The following is a 16924-nucleotide window of genomic DNA, read 5'->3' as shown; positions in this document are numbered from 1 at the left end:
GTCGAACACCCGAGGAGGCCCGCACCATGTCCCTGACCGTCGGCTACGCCGCCATGCTGGAGCAGTTCCACCCCACCGAGGCCGTCGAGCTCAGCGCCTACGCCGAGTCCAAGGGGTTCTCCGGGGTGATGGCCGCCGACCACTTCCAGCCGTGGGTGCCCAGCCAGGGCCAGTCCTCCTTCGTCTGGAACGTGCTGACCGCGGTCGGCGAGCGCACCACCGGTGACTTCGGTCCCGGCGTGGTCGCGCCCCACTTCCGCTACCACCCGGCCGTGGTGGCCCAGGCCTCGGCGACGCTGGCTGCGATGTACCCGGGGCGGCACTGGCTGGGCGTCGGCGCCGGGGAGGCCCTCAACGAGCACGTGATCGCCGGCTACTGGCCCGAGGCCGGGGAGCGGTCGCGACGCATGTTCGAGGCCATCGAGGTGATCAACAAGCTGTTCACCGGCAAGGAGGTCAAGCACGCCGGGGAGTTCTTCAAGATGGAGACCGCCCGGTTGTGGACCATGCCGGAGACCGCGCCGGAGATCCTGGTCGCCACCGCCGGACCGATCAACGCCAAGCGCACCGGTCGCTCCGCCGACGGCATCATCACCGTCGGCGCGCCGCTGGAGAAGATCTCCGGGCTGTTCGACAAGTTCGCCGAGGGGGCGTGCGAGGCCGGCAAGGACCCCGACACCATGCCGAAGGTGCTGCAGCTGCACCTGTCCTGGGCCCCCACCGACGAGGAGGCCCGGCAGAACGCGCTGACCGAGTGGCCCAACGGCGGGATGAAGTTCCCCAAGGCCGACATCCGCTCCCCCAAGGACTTCGCCGAGATGGCCAAGCTGGTCCGGATCGAGGACTTCGAGGGCCGGATGATCATGTCGGCCGACCCCGACGAGCACCGCGCCTACATCCAGCGGTTCGTCGACCTCGGCTTCGACCGCGTCTACCTGCACAACGTGGGCCGCAACCAGCGCGAGTGGATCGACGTCTTCGCCGAGCAGGTCCTGCCCAAGCTCACCCGCTGAGCCGTCGGCGTCCCGGCGCGGCGTCAGCGCAGCAAGGGCTCCAGCAGCTCCGAGACCGCGCGCTCGGTCTCGGCGGGGTCGAGGCCGCCGTCGTGGCGGAGGATGCGCCAGGTGGTCGCGTCGCAGACGGCCACGACCTGGGCCAGACGTCGGGCCCGCACCGCCTCGTCCGGCTCGGCCACCACGTGCTCGGCGAAGGCGCGTCGGCACCAGTCGACGTGGTAGGCGCGTCCGCGGGCCACGATCTCCGGCAGCCCCGGCACGAGCGGCGCCTCTGAGTAGGTCTTGAGGATCAGGGCGCCGTACTCCTCGTAGTGCTCCACCAGGGCGCGGACGGTCGCGGCCGGTCCGTCCTGCACGGCGGCCTCGCGACGGGCGACGATCCGTCCCAGCTCCCGCTCGACGGTGGTCGTCATGAGCACCGCCTTGCTGCCGAACCGCCGGATCACGGTCTGGGAGGTCACCTCGGCGTCGGAGGCGACGTCCTCCATCCGCACCCGCTCGTACGGCGTCGTCCGCAGGCGCTGCAGCATCGCGTCCACGATGCGTCCGGCGGTCAGCTCCGCCGCGTCGGCCCGCGCCGTCATCTCGTACTTGCGTTTCACGTTACTCACGCTAACATCAATTATGGAAATCACCCGAGAACGCGCCGAGCGGGTCCCGACCCGGCTCGGCTCCCTGTCCGTGCGCCGCCTGGGGAGCGGCGTGCCGACAGTGCTGTGGTCGTCGATGTTCGTCGACAGCCACACCTGGGACCGGATGCTGCCCCTGCTGCTGGGAGGCGCCCCGGGTCGTGAGTACCTGCTGGTCGATCCTCCGGGGCTGGGTCGCAGCGACCCGCTGGAGCGGCGCAGCAGCATCGCCGAGGCAGCCGGAGCCGCCCGCGACGTCCTCGACACCCTCGGGGTGACCGAGCCGGCGGACTGGGTGGGCAACGCCTTCGGCGGTCACGTCGGCTACCAGCTGGCGACCGACCCCGCGGCGGTGCGCAGCCTGGTGGCGGTCAGCGCACCGACCGAGCCCGTCCCGCCCGCCCTCCGACGCCAGATCGCCGTGCTGCACCCGCTGCTACGGGTTGCCGGCCCCGTCGGACCGGTGCGCAGAGCCGTCGTGTCGGCGATGCTGACCGACGCGTCGGCCGGCGACGAGGACGTCCGCGGCGTCGTGCTGGACAGCCTGGACCGACCGACGAGGGTGAGCCTGAGCCGGGCCCTGCGCTCGTACATCATCGACCGCGCCGACGTGACGGACCGCCTGCCGCGGATCCACGTCCCCTGCCTGTTCGTCGCCTCCGACGACCGCGGCGACTGGAGCCCCGAGGACGCCCGGCGGGCCGCGTCGCTGGCACCGGCGGCCACGGCGCTGACGATCTCCGGGGCGCGCACGCTGATCCCGCTCGAGCAGCCCGCCGCGCTCGCCGACGCGGTGCTCGCGTTCTGGTCCACCCTGCGGTGAAGCGGTGAGCGGCGGGCCGGCAGAGGAGACGACGGGCGCCGGAGGCCGGCGGCGGCGTAGCCTCGCGCCATGACGCTGCCACGGGTGACCGTCTACAACGAGGTGACCGTCGACGGGAAGATCGAGGGCTTCTCCGGCGACGGGGGGCGCTACTACCGCCGCGGCTTCGGACTGGACTACGACGCGATCATGATGGGCAGCGTCACCGCGCAGTCCTTCGGCCCGGCCGAGTCCGAGGACGAGCTGACCGGTCCCGGGCCGACCGTCGAGGCGGTGCCACCGCCGCCGGGGTTCGAGACCCTGGTCCAGCAGCGGCGCCCGACCCTGGTGGTGGTCGACGGCTCGGGCACCGTCCGCAACTGGCGTCACGCCCAGGCCCAGCCCTGGTACGAGCGGTACGTGTCCCTGGTCGGGGACCACACGCCGCGTGAGCACGTCGAGCACCTGCGCCGCCGCGACGTGGAGGTGGTGTCCGCCGGGAGCCGCCGGGTCGACCTGCCCGGCGCCCTGGAGCAGCTGCGGCGTCGCCACGGGATCACCTCCGTCCGCACCGACACCGGCGGGAACCTGACCGGCGCGCTGCTGGCCGCGGGCCTGGTCGACGAGCTGGTGCTGCTGGTGGCCCCGAAGCTGTCCTCACGCCACCGGGCCCGCTCGCTGGTGGAGCTCCCGCACGGGCTGCCCGGCTCGGTCGACCTCGCGCTCACCGACCTGGAGCGGCTGGAGGACGACACCCTCTGGTTGCGCTACGAGGTCCGTCGCTGACGGCTGGCACCGGGTGGACCTGGGCGGCGGCGCCGCGGCCTCACGGGGTGCGCGGTGGCCGGGGACGTCGTCACCCACGCGAGAGACCGACGCGAGCACGCACCCGCGCCGTCGGTACCGCCTGACCGGAGGCTCAGCTGGTTCGCGCGTCCGTCGTGGCCACCGGAACCAGCCAGGCACTGGCATCGGCGGGGAGCAGCCCGTCGACCAGGTCGACGTTGGTCAGCCGCACCTCCCCTGGCGGCAGGGCCGTCGGGCTGGCACCGAAGTTGGTCACCGACACCCAGCCGTTGGGTCGGCGGAAGCCCACCACGTCGGCGCCGAGGTCGAGCCAGGTCAGCTCCTCACCGCACTGCAGCTCGTGCCGCAGCTGCAGCGCCCGCCGGTACAGGGCGAGGGTGGACGTGTCTGACGCGGTCTGGGTCTGGACCGACACCGCACCGAACCACTCGGGCTGGGGAAGATGCGCCTCAGCGTCACCGAAGCCGAACGACGGCCCGGACGTGGTCCAGGGCAGGGGCACCCGGCACCCGTCGCGAGTGATCAGGACGCCGTCGACGAGACGCGCCTGGGGGTCCTGCACGGAGGCGGCCGGGATGTCGGTGACCTCGTGCAGGCCGAGCTCCTCGCCCTGGTACAGGTACGCGCTGCCGGGCAGGGCGAGGGCGAGCATCGTGGCGGCGGTGGCCCGCCGCAGTCCCTGCTCCCTCGCCTCAGGACCGATCGGGACGGCGGCGGTGAGACGCTGGTCGGGCGCCAGCGGGCTCGGGGCGTAGCGGGTGGCGTGGCGGACGAGGTCGTGGTTGGACAGCACCCAGGTGGTGGAGGTCCCGGCGGTCTGGGCCAGGGCCAGGCTGTCGCGGATCACCTCGCGGAAGCGGGTGGCCTCCCAGGGGTTCCACAGGAAGTCGAAGTTGAAGGCCTGGCCCAGCCCTCGGGGGTCGGAGTAGCGCGCCAGCCGGTGCGGCTCGACCCAGGTCTCACCCACCGCGAACAGGGGCGGGTCGTAGGAGTCGAAGACCTGTCGCCACGAGGCGTAGATGGTGTCGAGCTCGGCGCGGTCGAGCAGCGGGTGCGCGCCGTCGGGGAACCGGCTCGGGCCGCCGGCTCCGATCGGCCGGGGAAGGTTGGCGCTGACCACCTCCCACGCTGCGTACGGCTCCCGCAGGTCCTTGGCCAGGCACATGGCCACGTCCACCCGGAAGCCGTCGACCCCCCGGTCGCCCCAGAACCGCAGCGTCCGCAGGAAGTCCTCGGCCACGTCAGGGTGGTCCCAGTTCCAGTCGGGCTGGTGGGGGGTGAACAGGTGCAGGTACCACTGCCCGTCGGGCAGCCGTGTCCACGCCGGTCCGCCGAAGAACGACCGCCAGTCGTTGGGCGGGAGCTCCCCCGCCACCCCCTGGCCGTCCCGGAAGATGTAGCGGTCGCGAGCGGGCGAGCCGGGGCCCGCTGCCAGGGCCTCCTGGAACCGCACGTGCCGGTCGGAGCTGTGGTTCGGGACGATGTCGATGATCACCCGGATGCCGTGGGCGTGCAGTGCCGCGACCACGGCGTCGAAGTCGTCGAGGGTGCCGATGGTGGGATCCACGTCGCGGTAGTCGTCGACGTCGTAGCCGCCGTCGGACAACGCGGAGGGGTAGAAGGGGCTGAACCAGACCGCGTCCACCCCCAGCGAGACCAGGTGGTCGACGCGGGAGAGGACCCCGGGGAGGTCTCCCACGCCGTCGCCGTTCGCGTCGGCGAAGCTCCGGGGGTACACCTGGTAGACCACCGCCTGCCGCCACCAGCTGGGATCGCTGCGCACGCCGCGGTCAGTCACCGGTTCTCCTCTTCGTCGAGCACGCGGGCGACCCGCCCGCGAGGACACGACGCTAGCACGCAAACCGTCCACATGGAGGTTTTGCCTGCGCGGGGGTGCCCTCTAGCCTGAGCTGACAGCACGGCGCACGCGGGAGGTGGGTGGTGACGATCTCGGACCCGACGCAGCCGACACCGGCCCCCGCCACGCCCAGCCGGCGAGGCCCTTACGCCAAGGGCGTCCAGCGCCGGCAGCAGATCCTGGACCGCGCCCTCACCGTCTTCGACGAGCGGGGCGTCGAGGGCACCTCGCTGCGGGCGCTCGGAGAGGCCATCGGTGTCTCCCACGCCGCCCTCCGTCACTACTTCGACTCGCGGGAGCAGCTCCTGCTGGAGGTGCTGAGGGAGGCTGACCGACGGGCGCTGGAGGCGGCCGAGGAGTCGGGTCTGGGTGCGGTGGACTTCGTGCTCCGGACCGCGGACTACAACATGAGGATCCCGGGCCTGATGGCTCTGTACACCACCATGTCAGCACAGGCCCTCGAGAGCTCGAACGAGCGCTCCCGCGAGTTCTTCGTCGAGCGCTACGCCTCCATCAGGGGGGCGCTGACGAACATCTTCGAGGTCGGGCGGCAGCAGGGGGTCAGCCGGCCGGACGTGCCGGTGGACTTGGCGGCGGCTCTGGTGATCGCCGCCTGTGACGGTCTCGCGACGCAGTGGCTGATCGACTCCCGGGTGGACATGCGTGGTGCGATGGAGCTCCTCGACCGGCTGCTGGGGACGAGCTCGAGCGACCACCCCCGCCCACCTCAGGACTGAGAAGGGTCTGCTGCGCCGGCCAGCTGGGACCTCATCCGGCTGTTGGAGGAGCAGCCGACGATCCCGGTCTGCACGCCCTCGAAGCTGGGCAACGCGCCGAGGACGAGGGTGCTGGTGGCCCAGCCCCTCGCCTCAGGAGCCCGTCACGGCACCTCGTGAGAGCGCTCGGCGAACCAGGGTGACTCCTGGGGGACGACGTCGAAGAGGAGACCCGCAGGATCCCGCATGACCACCCAGGTCCGGCCGCTGGCGACCTCGACGGCCCCGAGACCGGTCAGCCGGGCGACCTCGGCCTCGACGTCGTCGGTCTCGATGTCGAGGTGGTACCTGGCCTCGGTGCCGCCGATCTCCTGCAGTCCGACCCAGGACAACGCCGCTGGGGCGCGCAGGGCGGTGAACTCAGGAGACGCAGCGACCTGCTGGGCGTCGGTGAGCAGGGCGGCGGCCCAGAAGTCCCGGGTGGCGGCGAAGGTCGAGGCCGGAGCATCGATCACGACCTCGCGGAGCAGGATGCGGTGCATCACGGCAGTACACCTCATGGACGTCACGAGGCGTCGTCCGACCGTGCGGTCCGAGGAGGATGGTTCCTGCGCGACCAGCAGGAGGCCGGTGCCACCGAGCGACCTGGGAGCGCGTCCTGGCCGCGGTGGCGGGGCCCCGCCCCCCATCCCCCGATACGGGGGCAGGACCCCTTGGCATTTCCCCCGATAGAGGTCATGACCGCATGACAGGTTACATAACGGCTTGGTAACGGTCCGCGTCGGGGGGGCCTGAGCGCCGGCAGGAGCTCGCGGGATCGGTGACCGTCGTACCCAGCTACCTCGCCCTGCCGGAACCCGCCGCTCGCCGCGAGGACCGGTCCGGTAGAAGGACCCTGAGCGCGACGGCCAGCGGAGCGCGAGCACCATGCCCACCGAGCACCGCGTCGGGTGGGAGGTGCGATGAGTACCCGGTCGGGCTCGGGTCTGAGGGGCTGAAGCCGTTCGACCGTCACGACGAGAGGAACACGACGATGGACACCGCACTCCTCGATCCCGAGGTCACGCAGACGTCGGAGGTCGCCGACCGGGCGGACGACGTCGGACCCAGCACGCCTGTGCCGACGTGCCGGAGGTGGACGCTGATCGACCTCGAGAACCGCATCGAGGACCACCCGAGCCTGACGTCGGGGCACGGGGGTGCCGCGTGACGCGCGACTGGGACCTCCGAGCCGACGAGCTGTCGGGCGAAGCCATCGCCGCCGGCCAGCCCGCCGCGTGGTTCGAGCGCCTGTACGCCGAGGGCGCCGCCGGCGCGGTCGGGATGCCGTGGGACCGCGACACGCCCCAACCCCAGCTGGTCGACTGGTGGACCCCCCGGCCCGGGTTCGCCGACGGGCGAGGCCGCCGTGCGGTCGTGGTCGGCTGCGGGCTCGGGGCGGACGCCGAGCACGCGGCCTCCCACGGGTTCGAGACCACCGGCTTCGACGTCTCCGCGACGGCGATCGACCAGGCCCGCCAGCGGCACCCGGGATCGACGGTGGACTACCGGGTGATCGACCTGCTGGACCTGCCGGCGGACCTGGTCGGTCGCTACGACCTGGTCGTCGAGGTCTTCACCCTGCAGGCACTCCCCGATCCCCCGCGCACCCGGGCGGCAGCCGCGGTCACCTCGCTGCTCGCCCCCGGCGGCACCTTGGTGGCCATCGCGTTCCGCGACATCGGCGCGCCGCCGCCCGACCGGCCGCCCTACCCCCTGACACGTCGTGACCTCGCGCTGCTCGAGACCACCGAGGTGCGGATGGTCCAGGCCGAGGAGGTGGCCCACCCAGCCCGCTGGGTGGCCACCTACGAGCGGAGGAGCTGGCTGCCGCACCCCTGGCAGCCCGCAGCGGTTGAGGGGTGCAGGCACTACCCGGTGCCAGCACGACGACGGCTTCGACGCCGCCCCGCTATCGCACGACGCCACGGGTGATGATCGTGGCCGCGATGCCGGCTGGCTGGGAGATGTAGGGCGAGTGGCTGGCCTCGATGGTCTCCTGGCTGGTGCACCGTCCGGCCAGGCGCTGTTGCCGCTCCGGGCTCAGGGCACGGTCCCTCGAGCAGACGATGTAGTGGCTGGTCGTCTGTCTCCACGACGCTGCTCGGACGGTCCCCCGGCCATGACCCGGTGCTTGTGGGACAAGCAGATCCACCGCCCGCGTGGTCGCGTCGGTGCTGCAGTCCGCGTAGAACAGGTCCGGTGCCACGCCAGCCGGGATGTAGGTGCCGCCGGCTGGGTGAGGACGCACCCACGCGTTGACGGGCGCGTCGGGACCTCCGAGGTCTGCGCAGCTCTCGCCCACGTCTGGCACGAAAGCGGCCATGAAGATCAGCGCGGCAGCGCCCCGAACGCCGGAAGCCACGGCTCCTCCGTAGCTGTGCCCGACGATGATCGGCTTGGTCCTGCAGCGGTCGACGACGCGCTGGACGGCGCTGGTGTCGGCAGCGAGGGACCCTCGGTGCAGGCGTGGTGCGTGGACCACCGCCCCGTGCCCTGCGAGTGCGTCGATGAGGGGCAGCAGGTGAGCCGGCTGGTGATACAGCCCGTGCACGAGCACCACTTCAGCGAGCATCACGAGGCTCAGCGAAGCACACCGTCGGTGGTGCGGAGACGATCATCGTGAGCAGGGGCGGCGAGCTTCTCACGGCGCCCAGCACGGCTTGGTGTTCCCTCGGGCCTGCTGCTCATCCGGGGGTTGTTGGGCTCTTCACGACTGACGGTGGCCCGTGACTTCGAGACCGAGCTCGTCAAGGCCACAGAGGTCGGGGCAGGCAGAGGTAGCGTCAGGCCCGACGAGGTCTTTCCGATGGCGAGCGTCAGGACGTCCATCCTCGGGACATCTCGACCCCTACCCAGACCTCGTCGCGCCGAGCAGAACCGCCCGGGACGACAGCTCCAGCTGACGGGTTCGATGCCCCGCGAACGATCGGTTGAGGTCGAGCCCTCAGCGCTCGTACGGGCCGAACTTCTCCTTCGCTGCGGGCGTCGCCGGGGTGAACAGGTTGACCAGGTTGCCGTCGGGGTCGCGCAGCAGCAGGGACCGGTTCCCCCACGGCATCGTCGTGGGCTCGTTGACGAACGTGGTGACCCACGTCTGTAGCGAGGCGTACACGGTGTCGACGTCCTCGACAAGGAACTCGATGATCGCCGAGCGGTTGGCGGCGGGTTCGGCGGCGCCGGCCCCGAACAGCGCCACTGTCCGGACGCTCCCTAGGGCGAGCGTCCCGTTGGGCGTCCGGAGCTCGGCGAAGTCAGGGACCGGTCGGTCCACCTCAGCGCCGGTGACCCGGGCGTAGAAGTCGACCATCTGGTCGATGTCGGCGGTGATGATGCGCACTGAGACGAGGTTCATGCCACCGACGCTAGAACCACTACCGGACGGAAACCGCCCGCTATCGCTATGTTTCTGGAATGCCTCGCCCGACCGCACGGGTCCTCGCGCTGCTTGAGCTCCTGCAGAGCGGCGGCACCCGAACCGTCGGCGACCTCGCCGAACGGCTCGGCGTCAACGAGCGGACGGTGCGCCGATACGTCGCACACCTGCTCGAGCTCGACGTCCCGGTGGAGTCCGTACGCGGCAGGTACGGCGGCTACCGGTTGGGCCCGGGCTACCGGCTGCCACCGCTGATGCTCACCGATGACGAGGCGGTCGCCGTGCTGCTGGGCCTCGTGGGCGGCCCGCACCCCGGTGCCGGCGGATCGAGGGTCGCGACCGAGAGCGCGACCGCCAAGATCCGGCGGGTGCTGCCGAGACCCTTGGCCGCGCGGCTCGACGCACTCCTCGACACCGCTCACTTCCCGGGCCGCCCCCACCCTGGGTCTACGGTCGAGAACGACGTGCTCCTCCTGGTTGCCGAAGCGGCACGCGACCGGCGAACGCTCAAGATCGTCCACACCAGCAGGAACGGACGCACTACCGAACGGACGGTCCACCCGTACGGAGTCGTCGCCCACACCGGCCACTGGTACCTCGCCGGCCACGACACCCTGAGCCAGGACGTCCGAACGTTCCGCCTGGACCGGATCACCACGGCCGAGCTCGGCTCGGACACCTTCACGGCACCAGCACACGTCCGACCGCGGGACGAGGTTCTCCGCACGCTCGCCCAGACCCCATGGCGCCACCGTGTGTCGGTGAGGGTCCGTGCCGACCCGACGACGATCCAGTCCCGGCTCCCGCCCGGCCTGGCGACGATCACACCGCTGACCGACGACGAGGGTTGGACGCGTGTCGACATCCGTGCCGAGCGGCTCGACTGGGTGCCGGGCATGCTCGCCACGCTCGACGCGGACCTCGTCGTCGAGAGCCCCGACGAGCTCCGCGGCCTCCTTTCCGCGCTCGCGCAGCGCCTACTCACTGCCAGCAGCGATCAGGGCCGGGCTGGCGCGACCCATCCCGCCAGCTGCACGGGCCGGGACTCCTCCTAGGGCACCGCGCCGACGGCAACACCATGCATGTCGAGGTCTTCCAGGTGGGCAGTGCGAGAACTTCCATCCTCGGGACACCTCGACCCCCACCCAGCACTCCACGCGCCGAGCAGAACCGCCCGAGACGGCATCACACGCCCACACCCTCAGATGTGAAGAGCCGGTTGTTGCCCGGGTGTGGCACCTCGAGCTGGTCCCGACCGGCCGCTCGAGCTGTTCGTCGTCCACCTGCCAGCGCCGTTCCACGGCACGGGAACGGACACACGCCTGCTCAACGCCGTCATCGCCGACTTTCCGGCAGCAGTCTGGGGTCGCAGAGCCGAATCCCCGTGCACAGGCCTCCTATCGCAAGCACGGGTTCGTAGCCGACGGCGCCACCAAGGATGAAGGCATCTTCGAGATCCGGATGGTGCGTCGCCGCACCTCCATCGGATGAGGTGGCTGCCTCCTGTTGCAGCCACCACACCGGTGCAGAACGACCGTTGGTGCACCATGTCGAACAGTGCCTCGCTCGCTCCGCTACCGTCCCAGTTCATGCGCCCACTGATCCTGTCCGGGGGCCCTGCTGCCGGGAAGAGCACGTGCGGCCGGACGCTTGCGCTGGAGCGTGCCCGTGCTGCCTTCATCGATGCCGACGACGTCCGACAGCTCGTGGTCGCCGGCGACGCGACCCTGTGGAGCGGCCCTGAGGGATCTGCGCAGCTGCTGCTGTCAGCCCACAACGTCAGTGCACTGGGCCGTAGCTTCACGCGGGCGGGGTTCGATGTGGTGATCGCGGACTTCCTGACGCCGGCGTCCCTTGAGGTCTATCGCGACGAGTTCCCCAGGGCTTTCGCTGTTCATCTGCGCATCTCGTTACAGGAAGCCCGTGCGCGAGCGGCCACCCGCACGGTGTACCTGACTGAGGACGAGTTCGATCTTCTGCACGGCTTGACCGATACGCCTCCGGACGTCGACGAGGTTCTTGATGTCGACGACCTGACCACCACCCAACAGCTTGCCGCCCTCCGGGAGATCTGGATCAGAGCGTCGGGGGCAGCCAAGCCGGAAGGGTGATTCTGTGGTGCCCGAGGTCTCACGAACGTCGTTCCTGCACCCCGTCCGTTCTACGTGCGCTGACCCCGTCCTGGCAGCCGGTCCAAGCGCCTCGTCGCCCTACTTCTCGCCGCCGTTCTCCCTCTTGCTACTGCGGCCGAACGTCGCTGAGCTGGGGAAAGCGCTGCGCCATCGCCACCCAGTCCGTGAGTCAGTGACGAGGTCTCCGGATCCAGCGTGTCCTTCCGGCGCGATGACGCACAGATGAGTGGTTCCTGAGCCGGTGCCGGTCGTGCTGAGTGACTACGGTGAGACGGTGAACAGGTGGCAGGCGCTTCAGGGCGGCACGCTGATGATCGTGGTGGGTGAGGTCCTGCTCGTGGTCTGCAGCCTGAGCTACCTGATCTGGTGGACGATGTCGTACCGCCCGTCGGTGCGGACTCCACCCGGCGCTGGGCTCTTCCTCGCGGGAGCGGTGCTCGGCGGCCTCGGCGGCCTGGTTCTGCTGGCCGTCGGCATCGTGGCCCTCCTCCCGAAGGCGTCGTTGCCGGCGCTGGGGGCGACGATCGTCGGCGGGGGGCTGGTTGGCGCGCTGTTGTTCTACGTCACCTCCGGCCTCGCCCACCGGCCCGTCACCACCGAGCTCCCGCTGATCGTCGTCTGGGCCACCGCGCAGCTCGCTGCCGGCATCACGTTGCGGACGGCCGGGGAGCTGACGGCGTCGGCGGCGTCCGCCTGGATCGTCGCAGTAGCGATCGCGACGCTGGTCGGGCTGGTCTGCTACCTGGTCTTCTACCGGCTCGACCCGATCCCCGCGTACTGGCTCGGCATGGTGCCCCTGGCCGTCGACGGCCTCGTGGCGGCGATCCTGGCCGCGACCGTGACGCTGACACGAGCCCCGTGAGTGACCGGACCCAGAGATCACGCCGAGCGAAGAACGACGTCCACCGCCCCGGCGAAGCTGCTGGCCACGTGGTCCGGCGGGTCCATCTCGGCTGGCCAGCGTCGCCCTCGGTGCAGCCAGATACCGCCGGCGCCCACGGCCTGGGCGCCGTGCACGTCATGAACCGCAGCGTCACCGATCATCCAGCTCGACGTCACGAGCTCCTGGCTGCCGATGAGCTGGCAGGCGGCCATGAAGATCCGGGGGTCGGGCTTGCGGAGGCCCACACCCTCGGAGATGACCCACCCGTCGAGGTGGCGGTCGAGCCCCGTCGCGCGCAGCTTGTGCTCTTGCTGGGAGACCGTGCCGTTGGTGACGACCACGAGCGACCAGCCCGCCGAGCGCGCCCTGTCGAGGGACTCGAAGACCGTGGGATCCATCTCGATCCGGTCGACCATCCCGAGGCGGAGCTCCACGAGAACCGCGTCGGTCTCACGGAGACCGAACCGCCGTCCGATGGCCGCAGCCAGCTGCTCCCGGGGCTCGTACCCGTCGCGATCGGCCTCGACCAACCACCGCAGGTCCGTCTCTGAGCCGCCCAGGGTCTGCACGTACGACGTGGCCCAGCGTCGAAAGGCGGCGTCGCGGTCGATCAGGGTGTTGTCGAGGTCGAGCATGAGGAGCGGCACGTGGACGACGCTAGATGAGAAGCAACCGCGCGCAGAGCCGGAGCCGCCAATCGAGCTGGCCCTGCCGAGCACGGAGCTGCGAGAGTCAGGCGTGGCCGGCGACGACGAGGGTGTGAGTCTTGGCCACCCGAGACTCAGTCACCTCGATGACGGTCTCGACCAGCGGGGACGCATCCGCCGCGAGGGCGGGCTGAGTCGGATCGACCCGATGTTCCTGCCCCTCGTGTCCGCCACCGAGGCCGGGCTCCGGGACCTGTTCGGCAACCGACTGCACAGCATCTACCTGTACGGCAGCGTCCCCCGAGGGACCGCTGTGCGGGGCAGGTCGGATCTCGACGTCAGCGCCGTCCTGCACGACCGACCCACTGACCGCGATCGCGCCTCGGTGGAGCAGCTCGCCACCGAGCTCGATCGACAGACCGACCTGGTCGACGAGGTCGGGATCACGCTGGACGGAGCACAGTCGCTCCTGTCACCGGCCCAGCGCCACGACGGGGCCTTCCACCTCTCCTGCCTGTGCACGCCTCTCTGGGGCCCGGACCTCGCTGAGCAGCTCCCGGAGCAGCACCCCACCGTCGAGCTGGCCCGAGGCATCCCGAGCGGCACCGCCGCAGCCTTCAGCCGTCTGGCCGTCGCCCTCGACGACCCGGGGACGGCACGTCTGGACCACGCCTGCCAACGCGTGGGCCGCCGGATCGCGCGGCTGGCCTTCGCCTGCGTCCTGTTCCGTTGGCCCGGGTGGACCAGCGACCCGGACGCCCTCGCAGAGGTCGTGAAGGCCTACTACCCCGCACGTGCGACCGAGCTGGACAGGAGCATCGAGCTCGGCTGGGGACGACTGCGCAACCGGCCACCCACTGCTCCGGCGGACCAGCAGGCCGCGATCGATCTGCTCAGCACGGCCGCGCCGTGGTGGCTCGCCGAGCACCTCGCCGTCACCTCGACCTGACCCTCGAACGCGGGCTGGGGGACCTGATCCGTTGCCAGCCTCTGTGGCTCGACGTCCTCACTTCTCGGCACCGGCCAACCCCTTCATGAAGTGCCGCTGCAGGAACAGGTAGGCGACGACCACCGGGACGACCGCCAGCAGCGAGGCCGCCGTCGCCGCGGGCAGGTTGCTGGACTGGATGGAGAAGAACGACGCGATTGCAGGAGCGATGGTGCGGGTCTCCGGCGTGGTCAGGATGTAGCCCGACAGCGCGTACTCGTTCCAGACGCCGACCCCGGTGAGGATGGCGACCGTGGCGGTCACCGGCCGCAGCATGGGGATCACCACGTGCCACAGCAGCTGCAGGACGTTGGCCCCGTCGACGGTGGCGGCCTCCTCCACCGAGATGGGGAGGGAGCGCATGAAGTTGGCGTACAGGAAGATGCTCAGCGGCAGCGAGGTCGCGACCATCACCAGGATCACCCCGTGGTGGGTGTTGAGCAGGTCCAGGTCGGCCAGCAGGGAGTACAGCGGCACCAGGATGCTCAGGGCGGGGACCATCATCAGGCCCACCACGAGAGCCATCACCGCGCGGTTGAGGCCCGAGGCGCGGCGGGCCAGCGGGTAGGCCGCGAAGGCCCCGATCACGCAGACGAGGAAGGTCGACACCAGCGTGATGACGGCGCTGTTGAGCATCGCCTGGACGATCCCCCCGGTGCTCACCGCCGTGAGGAAGTTGTCCAGCGTGAGGGTGCTGGTGGGGAACGCCAGCTGCGAGGAGAGGTCCGTCTTGGGCTTGAGCGCCGTGGTGAGGGCGACGTAGAACGGCAGCAGCTGCACCGCCGACACGAGGACGACGAAGACCAGGACGGCGAGCGGCCCCGGCCGCAGGGGGCTCGGCCTGCTCACTGCTGCTCCAGACGCCGGCGGTTCAGCGCCGTGCTGGCCACCAGGGTCAGCACCACGATGATGAGGAACAACGCCATGCCCATCGCCGCCGAGTACCCCGCGGCCTGGCTGTCGAAGTAGGTCCGCCCGATGTAGGTGGAGACCGAGTTGGTGGAGATCCCCGGCCCGCCCCCGGAGAGGACCTGGATGACGTCGAAGAGCTTGAGGCCGCCGATCAGGTTCAGCACCACGCTGGTGGCGAAGGCCGGCTGCAGCAGCGGCAGGGTGATGTGGCGCAGACGCTGCCACGCCCCGGCCCCGTCGATCATGGCCGCCTCCGGGTACTCCGGTGAGATCGCCTGCAGCCCGGCGAGGTAGATCACCATCGAGATCCCGACGAACTGCAGCGAGTTCACCACCACGATGATGGTCACGGCGACCTCGGCGTCGCTCAGCCACGCCACGCGTTCACCGCCGGCCGCGGTCACCAGCTGGTTGAGGGTGCCGTTGTTGTACTGGAAGAGCAGGTAGTAGAAGGTGCCCATCACGATGGGTGAGACCAGCACCGGCAGGTAGATGATCGAGCGGGCGAACGCCCGACCACGGAGACGACCGTCCAGCGCCAGCGCCAGGCCCAGTCCGAGGAGCTGCTGCAGCACCATGCTCCCGATGCCGTAGACGAAGGTGTTGCCCAGCACCAACCGGAAGCTGGCGTCCTGGAGGAGCCGCTGGTAGTTGGCGAACCCGACGTTCGAGCGCGCGACGCTGTAGCCGTCCCAGTTGGTGAAGGAGATCGCCAGGCCGCTCATCAGCGGGTAGATGGTGAAGACCCCGAAGAGGAGCAGCGCCGGCAGGTACAGCAGGTTGACCTGCCAGCCCCGGCGAGATGGTCGCGGTGCCCGGGTCGCCGTCGTGGCCGGGACCGGCGCGGTCTGGACGATCACTGCGACTGGCCGTACAGCGTGTCGAAGTCGGTGGCGACCTGGGCTGCGGCGTCGGCCGGCGAGGACTGCCCGGCGATGACGCCGTCGGCGGTCGACACGACCGTCTCCCACATGCCGTTCGGCAGGTACACGCGGTCGAAGTAGGGGGCCAGCGGCAGCTCGTTGGGGATCACGTACTGCTCGAAGCTGCTCTCCAGCTCCCCCAGGCGCGGTTCCGCGTCGGTCAGGCCGGGGAGCGTTCCCACCGACGCGGCCAGCGCGGAGGTGTTGTCGGGCTGGGCCAGGAAGGCGAGGTAGTCCTTGGCCTCCTCGAGGTCGTCCCCGTCCTTCGCCGCCCCGAACGCCGTGCCCTCGCCACCGATGAGGTACGGGTCGCCGCCGAGCATGGCGGGGATGGGGATGAAGGCCAGGTCGGCCTCGGGGTCGTACTCCCAGGCCTGGCTGATCAGGGAGTTGTTGCTGAGGGCGAAGGCGGCCTTGCCCTGGGCCAGCGCCTGGGCCATGTCGTCGCTGGTGGCCGAGGAGTAGTCGGGGTTGATCCAGCCGTCGGCCCGCCACTGGTCGAGCACGCCGAGCAGTCGCGCGTAGGCGTCCTGCGGGAAGTCCCCGGCGGTCATGCTGGCCAGCTCGGCCTCGGAGAAGGCACCGGGGGCCAGCCAGTCGATCGCGTTGCCGGCCGAGCCGCTCTTGGACCCGGCCAGCGTCAGCGCCACCCGGTCCTGGGCGACCAGGGCCTCCCCCGCGGCGACGAAGTCCTCCCACGTGGTGATGGCGTCGGGGTCGACACCCACCTCGGTCAGCGCGTCGCGGTTGACGACGAGGCCGGCGACGTCGGTGGTGACCGGCAGGGCGTAGAAGGTGCCGTCCTCACCGCGCATCGCCGTGTCCAGGGCGGGGTTGAAGCCCTGCGCCCAGGGCTCGTCCTGCAGCGGGGCCAGGAAGGCGCCGTAGCGCTGCTGGGACCAGCCGTGGGTGGCCCAGATGTCGGGGACGTCGCGGGCGGCGAGCCGCACCTTGATCTGGGCCTCGTAGTCGTTGCCCCCGGTCCTCAGGTCGACGTCCACGTCAGGGTGCTCGGCCTCGTACCGGCTGGTGATCTCCTCCAGGACGGTGAGCATGGGGGCGTCGGCCGCGAGGGCGGTCTGGAACTCGAGCACCGTGCGGTCGTCGCCGCCACCGCCGGAGCACGCGGTCAGCGCGCTCAGCAGCAGGCCGGCGACGGCGGTGTGGACGAGGGCGTGTCGTGACTTCATCGTCGG

Annotated in this window: 19 protein-coding genes; 10 read left to right on the top strand and 9 right to left on the bottom strand. The window is 70.8% G+C overall.

The annotated features are described in order from the left end of the window. Positions 1-26 precede the first annotated feature (26 nt). Positions 27-1013 (top strand): TIGR03557 family F420-dependent LLM class oxidoreductase, encoded by a 987-nt coding sequence (locus BLT52_RS10375; RefSeq protein WP_090593059.1) that lies wholly within the window; start codon positions 27-29, stop codon positions 1011-1013. 23 nt (positions 1014-1036) lie between these two features. Here BLT52_RS10375 and BLT52_RS10370 read toward each other — a convergent pair whose 3' ends face one another. Beyond that, positions 1037-1618, bottom strand: coding sequence for a TetR/AcrR family transcriptional regulator (locus BLT52_RS10370; protein ID WP_157677060.1), 582 nt, complete (start codon positions 1616-1618; stop codon positions 1037-1039). A gap of 22 nt (positions 1619-1640) precedes the next feature. On the opposite strand from BLT52_RS10370, the gene BLT52_RS10365 reads away from it, so the two are divergent. Together BLT52_RS10365 and BLT52_RS10360 are read left to right on the top strand one after the other, a co-directional pair. Beyond that, entirely contained in the window at positions 1641-2468 is an 828-nt protein-coding gene (locus BLT52_RS10365) for an alpha/beta fold hydrolase (RefSeq protein ID WP_157677059.1), read from the top strand. Between the two features lie 69 nt (positions 2469-2537). Further along, positions 2538-3233 carry a RibD family protein gene (locus tag BLT52_RS10360; protein WP_090593051.1) on the top strand — a complete coding sequence of 232 codons (696 nt, stop codon included), beginning with the start codon at positions 2538-2540 and terminating at the stop codon, positions 3231-3233. Positions 3234-3366: 133 nt separating this feature from the next. Here the strand turns inward: BLT52_RS10360 and BLT52_RS10355 are convergent, their stop codons facing one another. Then, a complete protein-coding gene (locus BLT52_RS10355) occupies positions 3367-5052 on the bottom strand; it encodes a glycoside hydrolase family 13 protein (protein ID WP_090593048.1) in 1686 nt (561 codons plus the stop codon). A gap of 143 nt (positions 5053-5195) precedes the next feature. Here BLT52_RS10355 and BLT52_RS10350 point away from each other — a divergent pair, with 143 nt between their 5' ends. Continuing rightward, positions 5196-5849: a TetR/AcrR family transcriptional regulator gene (locus BLT52_RS10350; RefSeq protein WP_197678993.1), complete on the top strand. Its 654-nt coding sequence runs from the start codon at positions 5196-5198 to the stop codon at positions 5847-5849. Positions 5850-5992: 143 nt separating this feature from the next. Here BLT52_RS10350 and BLT52_RS10345 read toward each other — a convergent pair whose 3' ends face one another. After that, a complete protein-coding gene (locus BLT52_RS10345) occupies positions 5993-6370 on the bottom strand; it encodes a VOC family protein (protein ID WP_172804022.1) in 378 nt (125 codons plus the stop codon). A 491-nt stretch (positions 6371-6861) separates the two neighbouring features. On the opposite strand from BLT52_RS10345, the gene BLT52_RS20800 reads away from it, so the two are divergent. Continuing rightward, positions 6862-7038: a hypothetical protein gene (locus BLT52_RS20800; protein ID WP_157677058.1), complete on the top strand. Its 177-nt coding sequence runs from the start codon at positions 6862-6864 to the stop codon at positions 7036-7038. Then, a complete protein-coding gene (locus BLT52_RS10340) occupies positions 7035-7802 on the top strand; it encodes a class I SAM-dependent methyltransferase (RefSeq protein ID WP_197678992.1) in 768 nt (255 codons plus the stop codon). The genes BLT52_RS20800 and BLT52_RS10340 overlap by 4 nt, the downstream gene beginning before the upstream one ends. Here the strand turns inward: BLT52_RS10340 and BLT52_RS10335 are convergent. Together BLT52_RS10335 and BLT52_RS10330 are read right to left on the bottom strand one after the other, a co-directional pair. After that, a complete protein-coding gene (locus tag BLT52_RS10335; protein ID WP_090596589.1) occupies positions 7780-8442 on the bottom strand; it encodes an alpha/beta hydrolase in 663 nt (220 codons plus the stop codon). The genes BLT52_RS10340 and BLT52_RS10335 overlap by 23 nt on opposite strands. 372 nt (positions 8443-8814) lie before the next feature. Continuing rightward, on the bottom strand, positions 8815-9222 hold the full coding sequence (locus tag BLT52_RS10330) for a VOC family protein (protein WP_090593043.1): 408 nt from the start codon (positions 9220-9222) through the stop codon (positions 8815-8817). A 59-nt stretch (positions 9223-9281) separates the two neighbouring features. On the opposite strand from BLT52_RS10330, the gene BLT52_RS10325 reads away from it, so the two are divergent. From BLT52_RS10325 to BLT52_RS10315, 3 genes are all read left to right on the top strand, one after another. Beyond that, positions 9282-10298 (top strand): helix-turn-helix transcriptional regulator, encoded by a 1017-nt coding sequence (locus BLT52_RS10325; RefSeq protein ID WP_090593040.1) that lies wholly within the window; start codon positions 9282-9284, stop codon positions 10296-10298. A gap of 534 nt (positions 10299-10832) precedes the next feature. Next, positions 10833-11354, top strand: a complete 522-nt coding sequence (locus BLT52_RS10320) for a nucleoside/nucleotide kinase family protein (protein WP_157677057.1) — start codon at positions 10833-10835, stop codon at positions 11352-11354. A 262-nt stretch (positions 11355-11616) separates the two neighbouring features. Beyond that, complete coding sequence (locus BLT52_RS10315; protein WP_090593035.1) at positions 11617-12237, top strand: hypothetical protein; 621 nt, start codon at positions 11617-11619, stop codon at positions 12235-12237. 17 nt (positions 12238-12254) lie between these two features. On the opposite strand, the gene BLT52_RS10310 is transcribed toward BLT52_RS10315, so the two are convergent. Continuing rightward, a complete protein-coding gene (locus tag BLT52_RS10310; protein ID WP_090593032.1) occupies positions 12255-12905 on the bottom strand; it encodes an HAD family hydrolase in 651 nt (216 codons plus the stop codon). Positions 12906-12996: 91 nt separating this feature from the next. Here BLT52_RS10310 and BLT52_RS10305 point away from each other — a divergent pair, with 91 nt between their 5' ends. After that, on the top strand, positions 12997-13854 hold the full coding sequence (locus BLT52_RS10305; protein ID WP_157677056.1) for a nucleotidyltransferase domain-containing protein: 858 nt from the start codon (positions 12997-12999) through the stop codon (positions 13852-13854). Positions 13855-13911: 57 nt separating this feature from the next. Here the strand turns inward: BLT52_RS10305 and BLT52_RS10300 are convergent, their stop codons facing one another. From BLT52_RS10300 to BLT52_RS10290, 3 genes are read right to left on the bottom strand one after another with little or no spacing between them, the layout of a single operon-like run. Beyond that, positions 13912-14742, bottom strand: a complete 831-nt coding sequence (locus BLT52_RS10300) for a carbohydrate ABC transporter permease (protein WP_090593027.1) — start codon at positions 14740-14742, stop codon at positions 13912-13914. Further along, the gene (locus BLT52_RS10295; RefSeq protein WP_197679282.1) at positions 14739-15665 is read right to left on the bottom strand and encodes a carbohydrate ABC transporter permease; all 927 of its coding nucleotides are present in this window, start codon (positions 15663-15665) and stop codon (positions 14739-14741) included. The genes BLT52_RS10300 and BLT52_RS10295 overlap by 4 nt, the downstream gene beginning before the upstream one ends. Continuing rightward, positions 15662-16918 (bottom strand): ABC transporter substrate-binding protein, encoded by a 1257-nt coding sequence (locus tag BLT52_RS10290; protein ID WP_157677055.1) that lies wholly within the window; start codon positions 16916-16918, stop codon positions 15662-15664. Before BLT52_RS10290 ends, BLT52_RS10295 begins: the two co-directional genes overlap by 4 nt. Positions 16919-16924 lie beyond the last annotated feature (6 nt).

It is taken from the genome of Auraticoccus monumenti, from assembly GCF_900101785.1.
In the GTDB taxonomy this organism is placed as follows: Bacteria; Actinomycetota; Actinomycetes; order Propionibacteriales; family Propionibacteriaceae; genus Auraticoccus; species Auraticoccus monumenti.
This window is presented reverse-complemented; position numbering and strand designations above follow the sequence as displayed.